The following is a 12,550-nucleotide window of genomic DNA, read 5'->3' on the forward strand; positions in this document are numbered from 1 at the left end:
GAATGGGAAAGGGCGGTTCAAACGAAATCAAGGAAACTGAAGCACAGAAGGCTGCAGCAGACGTAGCCTCCGAGCAATGGTCCCTCTACAAAAATGACCTGCAGCAGTATGAGGACCTTTTCATGGACAAGGTGGACAACCTCAACAGCGAAGGAGAATACGACAAGCTTGCAGGAACTGCCGCGCTGGGTACCGCTCAATCCTTTGGTGAGGTACGCGCTGGGATGGCTGATTCCCTTGCTGCCGGCGGCGTGGATCCTACCAGTGGCAAGTATCAGTCAGCCATGTCCAATTTGGAGACGGATCAGGCTCTGAGCCAGACCGATACAACCAACCGAGCGCAGTCCAGTCAGCAAGACCGTTATGCGGCAGGGCTCAAGGATGTGGTCAGCATTGGTGCCGGCCAGAAAGCTGAGGCACTTGCTGGGATGGGAGATGTCGCCAGCACCAGCTTGCGCAAAGCCACCAGTGACGCCCAGCTGTCGTTCCAGGACAAGCAGGCCACTGCTGGTTTGGTTGGAACACTGGCGGGTGGAGCAACTGCTTATGGGCTTGGCCAACTCAAATCGCCGACCCAAGTGGCAAGTAAGAAGATCAGCCCAACGGCATCGGTGCTGCAAAACCAAGGATATTGAGGAGTAAGTCATGGGGTATGCCGCAGACAAATTCGCCACGATTACCCGGGAGAGTTACCAGGATTGGAAGACCCGCTTCTACCCCAAGCAGCAGGAGCTGATGGAGTTGGCCACGAATGGCCAGTTGCTGCGGGACCAACTTGGCCGAGTAGACCAAAACAACCTGCATGCCCTGGCGGCCGCCAAGCAAGCAACTGACAACCGAATGGCAAGGATGGGCGTAGGCTCCAGCCTGAACGCCAATGACAACAGCCAGGGGCTGCGTATGGCTTTGATGACTGCCGGCACAGAGAACGGCCTTCGTGAGCAGGAGCAGTCTCGGCAGATGGGGATCCTGACCGGTGCTGATGCCGGCCTTCGCGACGCAATCAAGACTGGGGGGAAAGCCTGATGGGATACGGGATTTTGGATATCGGTGCCCAGACTCGGCAGCAAGGCATGTCTGGTCTGCGCGATGCGGCCAATCGGGAAGGGGAGTTGGAAGCCGCGAACAAGGGCATCAAGAGCGCCAGAAAGGCGCAAACCATGAGCGCTGTAGGGGCAGGCGCTGCAGTAGGGACAATGATCATGCCTGGTATTGGTACCGCGATTGGGGCGGGCGTTGGTTTTCTTGCGGACAGTCTGTTTTAAGGGGGGCATGATGAGTGTATCGGGATTGGCAGAAGGGTTTTTGGCCGGCTTCAACACCATGGACCGCTATCAGCGGGGCCAGAAAGAAGATGAGCGGATGGACAAGGCCATGGGGCTGCGAGATGCCATGTGGCAGAACGAGCGGGACCGACAAAAGGTGGCAGATGAGCGATATCAAAGTGAGCGGGAGTACAGCAAGGGGCGTGACAAGCTTGCAGATGAGCGACTTGATCGCCAGTTTGCTCTAACTGAACGCCAAGTAAAGTCTGCTGAGGCTAGAGCAAATGCGGCTGATCGCCGTGCCTCTGCCAGCGAGGCCCGCCAACAGCAGGAGTATGAGTGGCAGAAAGAGCAGCGCAATAAGCAGCTGTTCCAGCAAGAGAACTTACCGATCATCCAGTCTGGTTGGCAGGCTGTTGCCGAGGGCAAAGACCCGGGCGAGAAATTCTGGGGGGTCGTGCGAGATCCGCGGGCCGGAGCGTTCAATCCGGAGCGCTACCTGCAGCAGGATTATGCCGACGCAGGCAAGACCTTTGTCACCTATGCTGGCAACCTGGTGCGCCAGGCCCAGGAAGGCAAGCTCGATCCAACCACGCCTGAGGGGAATGCCGCGGTCAATAACCCGCAGTTCATCAAGGCGGCCGGCACCCTCTATCAAGATGAGGTCAGTAAAGGGGTTGGCGACATTGACCCGGAGAGTGGCAAGACCATCACCAGCAAGCAACTGAACAACATCATGATCACCCCGGACGGGCGCGGTGTGGTGCTGGGGGTAGAGGTCACCTATGACGATGGCAGCAAGGCTGTTCGCCCTGTTACCAACAACCGTACTTCGGCGCCGGACGATCACCCCAAGGTCATCCCCATCAACGACTTCTTGAAGCCTGCGTACCAGCGGGCAGCCCTTGCTAAGCACATGATTGGCAGTGCAGATCAGCTGCGCACCTCTCTCGGCCTGACGGCTGGGCCTGACCAGGGTGGCTACAAGAAGGCCGTCACCGAGCTGGAGAAGCAGCACGGCCAGAACAGGGCGCGCATCTCTGCCAGCAACGCAGAGGATAAAGACCTACAGCTGGATGCGCTGGACGCCCAGCTGGAGCAGAGCAAGGCGGCGCTGGCGGATACCTACGGCCTGACCAGCAAAACGGATGAACCAAAGCAGGAAGCCCCAATTAAGGCGTGGACTGGTGGAGATCCAGAACGCCTGCAGTTCATTAAGGAAGCGAACCAACACGGCAAGCTTAACGGGCTACTGGAGAGCCCCGCCAGGATGAACACCGCGTTCGAGCTGTGGCGCCAACAGGCCGCAGAGCAGAAGAAGGCGGAGCAGGCGACTGTGACCGCCAACCGGCTGCGCGATACACAGACCAATGCCTATCAGGCCATGAGCCTGGCACAGGCCCGCCGCTAGTTGCCTTTCAACCACCCCAGCGTTAGCATCTCCCCATAGTCGGTCAGTCTGCATGCTGGCCACCCCATCCAATAAAGCCCTGATCGGTTCGCCGGTCGGGGCTTTTCTTTTGCCAGAAACCCGAGGACACCATGGACAAGCCTGGACTGCGTGACGCCCTGCCAAAGCCGCAATCATCTGACACTCGCACCGATCCATTCTGGAGCAATCTCGATAGCAGCCTGTCAGCTGCCACTGTTGCTCCAGCACAAGCCAGCCAATCTACCGCCAAGCGCGACCTTGATGTCGGTCTGGGCGATGTGGCGCGCGGGGTGGGAGCAGGCGCATTGGACCTGGTCGGCGGCATTGGCGAGCTGGCACGGCAGGCCAGTAACTTCGGCAAAGAGAACGCTGATAAGCAGGGGGGGGATTACCTGGAGCAGGCCCGCGCCAAGATGGCCAACAAGCTGAGTCCCGTACTGGATATGGTGGCCGGCGCCGGCGATCTGGCTACATCGGGGGCCGAGTCACTGACCGATGGGATGAGCGCGGATGCCAAGGAGGCCATGGGGCGCCGGCTGGTTGATGAAACACAGGAAGGGCGTTTGACCTTGGGGGATGGTGCGGGGGATATCGATGTCTGGGCCATGAAAATGGCGCAGGGCGTCGGCTCCATACTGCCGACCTTGATGGCTGGCGGCGTCACCGGTGTGGCTGCCAAAGCCTCTATTGGCCGTGCCGTCACCGCTTCCATGGTAAAGCGTGGCGCGACCCAGGAGGTAGCCGAAGCGGTTGCCGCCAAGGCCGTTTCCAAAATCGCCACCGGCGCCGCAGTGGCAACGGGAGCGACAGGGTCGGTGGGCAGCGCTGGGGTGAACACCCGCGACACCGTGCTGGGGATGAGCTTTGATGAGCTGGCTGCCAGTGACACCTTCCGCCAGTCCTTCACGCGAATCGACCAGGATCAGCAGACACAACACCTCTCCGATGAGGAGAAGCTGGGGCTGGCCCGGGAGGAGACTGCTAACCTGGCCAGCCGAGCCACCATGAGCGATGCCAAGGTTTGGGGGGCCGCCGCAATGGGGTCCATGATGGGCGACGCCATGCTGTTCAAGATGCTGGCTGGCAAGGCCGCAACTGGCGGCGTGCTGAAAGGTGTCGCCAAGGGGACTGCAGGTGAGGGTATCAGCGAAACCCTGGAGGAAGGGGTGCAGCAATACGCCGTCAACGAATCCCTCAACGAGGTGGCCGCTGCGGATATCGACTCCATGAAAGGTGTGGTGTCCAGTGCGCTGGAAGGTGGCTTGATTGGCATTGGTACCGGTGGTGCTCTTGGTGGTGTCGGTGGCATGCGCAGCGGCAAGTCGCAGGTAGAAAGCGAAGGAGGCGCCCAGGTAGACCCCGCCTCGGCGGAAGAGGTAGCACCCATTGAGCAGGGTGAACCAGTGTCGAACGATACAACTTCCGCTCCTGTGGATCCGGGGCCGGCATCTGCTGTCGATACTTTTGCTGAATCGGTGATGCCTGCCGGTGAGCAAAACCCGCTTGGCCCCAGCACCAGCCAGTTCGACGAGCTGCGCGATACGCCTGCCTACCTGCGCCGCGATGGAACTGCAGAGCGTTATAAGGGGATGGCGGCTGATAGCGAGGTGCAGCGGGCGCTGGCCGGTGAACTTGGCCAGTCAGTACAAGAGATGGTTGCTTCCCAGGTTCAGGCAGGTGATCAGGGCAAGAGCCTTTATGAGCGAGCTCAGGCTGGCGAGCTTGGGGCTGACCCGTTCGCAGGCAACAAGAGTGCCCAGCAAGTGGCCATGGAGAACCAGCGCCCGGCGCTGCCGCTCAAGGATGTCATCTTCGCCGGCGATGCCAATTCTAAGCCAAAGGGAGAGGCGGTAGCTGCACCTGGGGATCATGATGATCATCAGGTTGGCACTGGTCCGCAGTTCCGAGGTGGTGAGCGCACACGATGGCAGAGCGGACAGGAGGGGGACCTGCTTCCGCCTGAAGCGGCCAGCACCAACCCGGCAAGCGAGCTGCCCGGTGCCGTGATCGAAGGGGAGGCTCGTGAAGTCGGTACTGAGTTGCCGCATCGGGATGTGTTCTATGGGGCCGATCAACGGCAATCAGATGCCAAGCCGCTGCGCGGCAGCGCCACCGAATCGGCAGTAGGCCCGCTCCAGACGCTCCGTATCACCCGCAAAGGAAAGCCGTTTGCCAGCGAGAAAGAGGCCGCCATGGCCAGTCGCAAAGGCAAGGAGATGCCGGTACCGCTCAATAGTGGTGGATTTGGTGTGGCAGAGATCGCCGAAGTGGAGCAGACGGCCACAGCTACGGAGCCCAGCTCCCCACCGTTCGATGTCAGCAGTGTTGCCGACTCTAATCAACCTTCCGATCAGTCAGCAACAAGCGTAAGCGCTGAAACAGTTTCTGCCCCGTTCGCACCAGCCGGCGACATCAGCCAACTCGCACCAGCAATCGATACCGGATATCGCGAGGTGATCCCCGCTAACCAGCAGCAAGCAGAGGTGAACAATGAGCCATTTACCCCAGTACCTGCAATCGGCAGTGAGCGACAAGGTGATCAGCCTGGCGCAGGCGAACCAGTTGCAGCAGTCGCTGAACAAACCATTACCGGACTCACCGACCGAGCTGGAACCGGAGATCAGGCAGATATCGCTGCGTCTGCATTTATACCTGATGGACAGCAGCAAAATGACCAGACACTGACAGCCCCGGCCACTGATGCCGGGGTTGCTGTTTCTGAGGCGCCGCAACCCGAGCCAGTGGCATCGGAGCCTGACTCCGCGCCGACGCCGTGGACGGATGCCATTGATAACCCGGATGGCACCATCACCCTGAAAGGTGAGGAACCGCTGCTTAAGCAGTGGGCCAAGGATAACGGTGTTAAGGCGATCCTGGGCAAGGGAGGCTTGTTGGTAGGCAAGTCATCTGCGCCCAAGGTACGGGAGTATGTGGTGCCAGCCGCTAGTGAGCCACTAACCAAGCAATGGGCTCACGCGTCCGCGGATGAACTTCACAGTGGCATGGACAGATTGTTCAGAGGTGAGATGAGCTATGAGGAGTTCCGCGACTTCTCCGAGCGCACCATCACCAGTGGCGACGCTATCAAGGCGATGTTCGGCGGCTGGACCGTTCCGAAGTTGAAGGAGTACCTGACCGCCAACAACGCCTACGTGTTCAGTGGCACCAAAAAGGCGGAACTGGTCGAGCGCGCCTCCCGCATCATGCAGAGCGAGATCCGCTGGCCATCAGCTGGCGGGGCTTCCGTGCTGACCACTACCAGTAACCCCTTCTCCAAGAGCAATGCCAGCCCTGAAGAAACGCTGCGCGCCGAGGTGCAGGGTATCACCGAGGCGCGCTATGGTGAGTTCGTCGCCCGCCGCAAAGAACTGATCGCCGCGCACGAGTCCCGCAAGGAGGCTATCGCCAAGGCCGTGGCTAACCCACAGACCCTGGATGATTACCGCATCCTGGCCCGCATGAAGGGGCGCGACGGCATGACCGCCGAGCAGGTGGGCGAGTATGAGCGCTTGTTGACCGAGGCCCAACTGGACAAGCAGGACGCCGACAAGGCTGCCAAGCAGGCCGCCAAACTGACTGCCACCCCCAGCGGGGACATCATCAAGACCAAACACACCAAGCACGGCTACGACCTGTTTGTGGTGCAGATGGCCAACCGTGTGGAGAAGGACGAATACACCCGGATCAACGCCAAGGCTAAAGAGATGGGCGGCTGGTATTCCTCCTTCAAGGGCATCGGTGCCGTGCCCGGCTTCCAGTTCAAGGACGAGGCCCATGCTACCGACTTCCGGGCATGGTTGACCGGGCAGGGGCAGACTGAAAGCGCGCCCAGTGTAACGGCCGCCGAGCCGACCGTGAACATGGAGGTGCCCGCCAGCAGCCATGGCGACAAAGTGGCCAAGCAGATCGCCGGCCTGCGGCAACGCGCCGACACGATCCGCACCAAGGCAAACGCCGCCCTTGCAGTGGACCGCAATACCAACACCCTGCGCCGCGCTGGCATGGCGGCACGGGCGACCGCCGTCGCCGAGGAGGAGTTGAGGACTGCCGATCTGTTGGAAGCAATCGCCGATGGCGTGAGCACGGGCAAGGCCAACATCCTGCGAAATCTGACCACCAAGGCCCAGCTTGCCACCCTGCGCAGCCGGCTGGGGCGCGCTATGTACGACCTGCCGCCCGCCGAGTACGAGCGCCTGAAGGGTGAGGGTCTGATCCGTATGGGCAGCCAGGGTCGCCATGAGTGGACCGAGAAGGCCGGCCCGTTGGTGCGCGTCGAGGGCGCCAAGATGCCGGGTCTGGACTACTGGACTCGCCAATTGGACGATCTCGCCAGTGAAATGCAGGCCAGCGGCAACCGCAGCCACAAGGCGGCCGGGGTCAAACTCAAGAGCCTGGTCAAGGCCGCCGAGGCGAACCAATTGCGACAAGTGGCCGTGACGGACCGCGACCTGATCGACAAACTGACCGCGTTCGTCAGGGGCAGCCAGGAGGGCACCCAGGCGTTCCGCGTGGCCGAGCAATTGGCTGATGCGGACCGCCTCAACAAGATGGGGATCTTCTCCCGCGCCAACCTGCGCGCCGCACTGGTGGAGCTACAGGCCTTGGAGGCCGGGCTGGGCAAACGGGCCGAGGTCAGCCCACTACGCGCCAAGGAGCAGGCGCTCAAGCTGAAGCTGCTGGGCAACCGCAATGCCTTCATCGACTTCTTCCCCACCACTGAGGATGATGCTGCCGATCTGGCCGGCCGCCTTGGGATTGAACCGGGCATGACCGTGCTGGAGCCGTCAGCCGGTCACGGGATGCTGGCCGACGCCGCCCGCGCTGCAGGGGCCAAGGTGGATGCCGTCGAGATTGCCAGCGACCTGCGCGACATTCTGACCGAGAAGGGCTACACCCTGGCCGGCAATGACTTCATGGCCATGACCCCAAGCGCCAGCTATGACGCGGTCATCATGAATCCGCCCTTCTCTAATGGCATGGACATGGATCATGTGCGCCATGCCTATGATTTCCTGAAGCCGGGCGGCAAGCTGGCAGCAATCGTGTCGGCTGGCGCTGGCCAGCAATCCACCCGCAAGGGGAAGGAGTTCGCCGAGTGGTTGGATACACTGGGCGCCGAGGTGGAGCTGATGCGTGAGGGGGCTTTCAAGGACTCGCTGAACCCGACGAGCGTCAGAACCAAGATCATTGTCATCAAGAAGCCAGCCAGCGAGATTAAGCCTCCACCCTCCGGCGAGGGTAAAGGCGTGACCGAAGGCCGTGTTGATCTGGATGGGGTGGTCATTCGCATCCCTACTATCGACGAGGAGCAGCAGCGCCTCTACAACCAAGCCACCCATCGCGGCCAGGGGGTGAACTTCGCCAGCGGCATCAGCGCTGGCGTGGGGCGGATCCTTAATGACATGAAGGCCTCCGGCCTGCTGGAGACAGCAGAGCAGAAGACGGCCGCCGAGGCAGAGGTGCAAGCCTGGGCTAATGAGGAAGCCGTCAACGCCCGCAAGCTGATGCGCGACGGCATCAAAAACCCGAGCTGGGCAATCACCGGACGATCTGGCCGCAAGGCACAATCTAGCGCTGCTCAGGACGCAGAGAACCGCCGCCAAGCCCAGCACCACAAGGATCAGGACGCCCGCATCAAAGCCCTGCGCGACGAGCTGAAAAAGCTGCGACCGAAGGAGGTGATCGGGAGGGAGTCCTTCAACTATGCATGGGGCAAGGCCAAGGGCATGATCGCAGACTACGCCAGTGCCATGAGCGGCGGCCAGCCAAACCTGCTGGCAAGCCTGCGCAGGAGCATGAATGCGGAGCTTGCCCGCTACCTGCAATCCATGGGCAAGATTGATGCAGCCAACTTCATCAAGACCCTGAAGGAGCAGGATCAGCGCCTGAAGGACGCCGGTCATGACGGTCTGGTGGCCATCGTGGGCGCGCGCTCCAACCCAGGCAAGATCATCACCGACGCCATCGAGGGGCGGATCCGCTTCTCCAAGCAAGCCATGTCACAAGGGGCACGACCCGTTAAACACCTGACTCGCAAGGAGGCCGAGCTGGTAACCAAGGGGTGGTTCAAGCAGTACCGCGGCGCATCCGGTATTGATGTGCAGATCCACGCTACTCAGGTGGAGCTGGAGGAGTCCCTTGGGCTGGATGCGAAGGAAGGGCTGATCCGGCGTGCAGCATTCGACGACGACGCTGGTACCCTGCACGTGGCGGCAGACACCATCACAGACCCCAAGCGGATGCGCGAGATCCTGCGCCATGAGGTGCTGGCCCACTATGGCCTCGCCAACGTGCTTGGCGATGGAGAGTACACCAAGCTCATGAGCCGGCTCATTCAGTCGCAGAAAGATCCCAGCATGAAACCAGTGTGGGACTGGGTAAACACCCACTATGCCGATGAGGATATCGGCACCAAGGCCGAAGAGGTGGTGGCTCACCTCGCCGAGCTGGAGCAGGGAGTCTGGGGTCGTGGCTGGGATCGGGTTGTGGCTTGGGTTACCCGGGCGCTGCGTGCCGTCGGCTTTGTGCCTGATGGCATTACCGCAGCAGAGACGCGTTCCCTGATTGAGGGACTGGGCAGGAAGCTTCAGCGCAGCGACCCAGATGATAACGGCCCTGATGGTGGTAAGAAGTTCAGCCAAGAGGATGCTCAGGCGCTGGCCAAGAAAGGCGGTGTCAAGATGAGCCAGGCCAGCACGGCCGCGGACACAGCCATGGGGAAGCTCAACCTTGGCCCTAAGCCCGACATCATCGACAAGACCAAAACCAACCTGAACAAGCTACGCCAGGTAGACCGCGGCGTGGTCAATTCATGGATTGATCGCGTCATCAAGAAGGCCAACACTGAGGTGCTAGATGCCCTGGCCCCCATCAAATATGCGGAAGAAGCCGCAGGCATTACCGAGGCGGCCGACTCCGGCTACGTGGCGGCGAGGATGGCTACTGGGGCGGCCTCCACCATGCAGGCCACCATGCTTTACGGCTTGCCGGAGTGGAAGGATGGGGTGATCCAGCGCAAGGCTGGTACCGGCGATAAAGACGCGCTGCTGGGCATCTTCTCCGACCTGGGGGCTGATCTGCACAACTGGCTGGGCTGGATGGCCGGCCACCGGGCGGAACTGCTGATGGAGCAGGGGCGTGAGAACCTGCTGAGCGGGCAGGACATCGCAGCGCTGAAAGGGCTTGGCAAGGGCAAAGTGGCCAAGTTCATGGAGGCCAAGGCCCGCTGGAACCGCCTCAACGCGTCAACCCTGGACCTTGCCCAGGAGGCTGGCCTGTTTACCAAGGAGGCGCGGGACGAGTTCGAAAGCGAGTGGTACATCCCGTTCTTCCGTGAATCCGACGACGGCGATGTGATCGCCCCTTTCAAACCGAAGGGGATTGCCAACCAGAACGCCGGCATCAAGAAGCTCAAGGGTGGCGAGGCCAATACCAACGACCTACTCGAGAACATCTTCACCAGCACCAGCAAGTTGATCGACGCCTCGATGAAGAACATGGCGGCACAGAAGACGGTCTGGAATCTTGCGGATACTGGCCTCATCGAGGTGGTAGCCAAGCCCAACATGATGGACTGGCGTGCACTCAAAAACGGCAAGGACCTGATCACCGTCAAGCTGGAAGGGGAGGACTACATGATCCGGGTTGAGGATCCTGACCTTTACCGGGCCATGACTTTCTTTGACCGCCAGCCATTCGGCTCAATGGTCAATATGGCATCCAAAGCCAAGCGGCTGCTGACGGCAGGGGTGACCGCTTCACCGGAATTTATGCTGCGCAACTTCCTCCGCGACTCGCTCTCCAGCTGGGCGATCAGCAAGGATGGCTTCAAGCCAGTGATCGACTCCATCAAGGGGGTTAAGAAGACCCTAGCGATGGATGGCAGCACCATTGATGTGATGTTCAGCGGAGCCAGCTTCCTGGGCGGCTATGTCAACGGCAACGACCCGACGGCGATGGCCGATACCGTGCGCAAGTCGCTGCGCCGCAAGGGGATGACGCCGGAGCAGATTGCCCGCTACGAAAAGAGCATCATCCGTAATGCAGCTCAAGCCAAGGGCGTGGTCGCGAATGTGTGGGAGAAGTACAACCGCTATGGCGAGGCGCTGGAGAACGCCAACCGTGAGGCGGTCTATGATGCGGCAATCAAGGCTGGCAAGAGCCATGCGCAGGCAGCTTTCGAGTCAAAGGACTTGATGGACTTCTCCATGCTTGGGGCGGCACGAGCCATTCAAGGCGCAGCCATGATCCTGCCGTTCTTCAACGCCCGCCTGCAGGGCCTGGGTAAATTGACCAGGGAACTAAGTGACAATCCGCGTGAAATTGCTAAGCGTGCCGGCATGATCACCGCCATGTCGCTCGGTCTGCTGGCTGCCAACTGGGACGATGAACGATATGAAGAGCTGCCGGATTGGGACAAGGACGCCAACTGGCATTTCTTCGTTGGTGATCAGCACTTCCGGATCCCCAAGCCGTTCGAGATTGGCGTGATGTTCGGTACCATCCCGGAGCGCATGATGCGTGCTATGGGCGACAAGGACTCTGGCGCTCAGTTCGGCAAGGCGGTAGCACGGGCGATCGGCGATACCTTTGCCCTCAACCCTACGCCACAAATCGTCAAACCAATGGTAGAGGCGGCCTTCAACTATGACAGCTTCCGGGGCGGCCCCATCGACAGCCCGCAGGATCTGGCTGTCAAAGCCGAGGCTCGCTACAACGAGCAGACCAGCTTGCTGATGCGCGAGCTTGGCGAGCTGTCTGGTTTCTCGCCCAAGCAGCTTGAGCATTTGGTGATTGGCTATACCGGCACCATGGGTAGCTACGTCATGGCCGCTGCTGATGGTCTGATCCGTGCTGCCAGACCAGGCGAGTCGGCAAGCTGGCGGGCAGACGAAATCCCGTTGGTGAAAGCCGTATACCGCGGCACCGGTCCGGCCAAGTCCACACAGCACATGGAGGAGTTCTACCGGATGCTTAACGAGGTGAACCAGCTGAAGCGTACCGTTGACCAGTACCGCAACGAGGGGTTGACCGACAAGGCGGACGAGCTGCTGGATGAGCAAGGCGGTATCTTGAAGTCGCGCCGCAGCCTGAGCCGCACCCAGCAGCAGGTGAGGGTGGTGCGCAACAAGATTGAGCTGATCCAGCGTGACCGCACCATGAGCGCAGAGGAGAAGCGCCGGCGCATTGACGAGCTTCTAGCCCGCCGCAATGACCTGGTGTATCAGGCGGTAAACAAGAACAAGGGGAATTGGGAGTAGGTGAAATGGCGGCCCTTTCTTGCCTTGGGCTGCAGGAGGTATTTTGGGCACTGACCTGTAAGGACTCTGGCTATGTGGATACTGTTTGCATTGGTAATGATGGTGGTTGCGCTCAAGGCGTTCAGTTTTAGCTTCACCTTGGCGCTGATACCCTTTGCTGCCGGGTGCTGGTGTTTCAGTAAGTCCAGTCGCGATGACCTGGACACATTCATGGCGTTAAGTTTCTTCGCTGTATTGATAGGGTTTGTGTTGAATGTTCTCGTTAGTGTCTGGTGAAATTTAGTCCACAGTCTCGATTAGGACATGACACACGAATGGGGCCTTGGCCTCTTTTTTAATACCCAAAGCGGTCCAGAAATGATAGATTCCCCATATCACTGTATGCCCATACAGTATTTCACAGCCGAGAGGCTGAGAGAGAAAGGGAGACATTGGATGGCACCATCATTGACCGAACTAGAAGAGCTTATCGAGACATTGGATTTAACGCGTCAGGAGGAAGATAGATTCGCGCGCATTCTTGAAAAACTTCGCGATGAAACCACTGCGTCGTAATGATGTGGAAGGATTCGGATTAGCCCGCCACTGCGCGG

At 60.2% G+C, this 12,550-nt stretch carries 6 protein-coding genes; all 6 read left to right on the forward strand.

What is annotated here, in order from left to right; all coding sequences use genetic code 11:
• Window positions 1-2 precede the first annotated feature (2 nt).
• The 6 genes from I6L33_RS11885 to I6L33_RS11920 all read left to right on the forward strand — a co-directional run bounded on the left by I6L33_RS11885 (window position 3) and on the right by I6L33_RS11920 (window position 12,233).
• Complete coding sequence (locus I6L33_RS11885) at window positions 3-635, forward strand: hypothetical protein (RefSeq protein ID WP_216972575.1); 633 nt, start codon at window positions 3-5, stop codon at window positions 633-635.
• A gap of 10 nt (window positions 636-645) precedes the next feature.
• Window positions 646-1,026, forward strand: coding sequence for a hypothetical protein (locus tag I6L33_RS11890; protein WP_216972576.1), 381 nt, complete (start codon window positions 646-648; stop codon window positions 1,024-1,026).
• Window positions 1,026-1,265, forward strand: a complete 240-nt coding sequence (locus I6L33_RS11895; RefSeq protein ID WP_216972577.1) for a bacteriocin — start codon at window positions 1,026-1,028, stop codon at window positions 1,263-1,265. Before I6L33_RS11890 ends, I6L33_RS11895 begins: the two co-directional genes overlap by 1 nt.
• 7 nt (window positions 1,266-1,272) lie before the next feature.
• Window positions 1,273-2,676, forward strand: coding sequence for a hypothetical protein (locus tag I6L33_RS11900; RefSeq protein ID WP_254204925.1), 1,404 nt, complete (start codon window positions 1,273-1,275; stop codon window positions 2,674-2,676).
• A 131-nt stretch (window positions 2,677-2,807) separates the two neighbouring features.
• Entirely contained in the window at window positions 2,808-11,957 is a 9,150-nt protein-coding gene (locus I6L33_RS22040; protein WP_254204926.1) for an LPD38 domain-containing protein, read from the forward strand.
• Between the two features lie 72 nt (window positions 11,958-12,029).
• Window positions 12,030-12,233: a hypothetical protein gene (locus I6L33_RS11920; RefSeq protein WP_213343075.1), complete on the forward strand. Its 204-nt coding sequence runs from the start codon at window positions 12,030-12,032 to the stop codon at window positions 12,231-12,233.
• Window positions 12,234-12,550 lie beyond the last annotated feature (317 nt).

Source organism: Aeromonas sp. FDAARGOS 1403 (assembly GCF_019047325.1).
Taxonomy (GTDB): domain Bacteria; phylum Pseudomonadota; class Gammaproteobacteria; order Enterobacterales; family Aeromonadaceae; genus Aeromonas; species Aeromonas dhakensis.

Excerpts from the sequence above, each read along its gene's own strand:
- I6L33_RS11885 (WP_216972575.1), top strand. The coding sequence starts at position 3 with ATGGGAAAGGGCGGTTCAAACGAAATCAAGGAAACTGAAGCACAGAAG.
- I6L33_RS11890 (WP_216972576.1), top strand. The coding sequence starts at position 646 with ATGGGGTATGCCGCAGACAAATTCGCCACGATTACCCGGGAGAGTTAC.
- I6L33_RS11895 (WP_216972577.1), top strand. The coding sequence starts at position 1,026 with ATGGGATACGGGATTTTGGATATCGGTGCCCAGACTCGGCAGCAAGGC.
- I6L33_RS11900 (WP_254204925.1), top strand. The coding sequence starts at position 1,273 with ATGATGAGTGTATCGGGATTGGCAGAAGGGTTTTTGGCCGGCTTCAAC.
- I6L33_RS22040 (WP_254204926.1), top strand. The coding sequence starts at position 2,808 with ATGGACAAGCCTGGACTGCGTGACGCCCTGCCAAAGCCGCAATCATCT.
- I6L33_RS11920 (WP_213343075.1), top strand. The coding sequence starts at position 12,030 with ATGTGGATACTGTTTGCATTGGTAATGATGGTGGTTGCGCTCAAGGCG.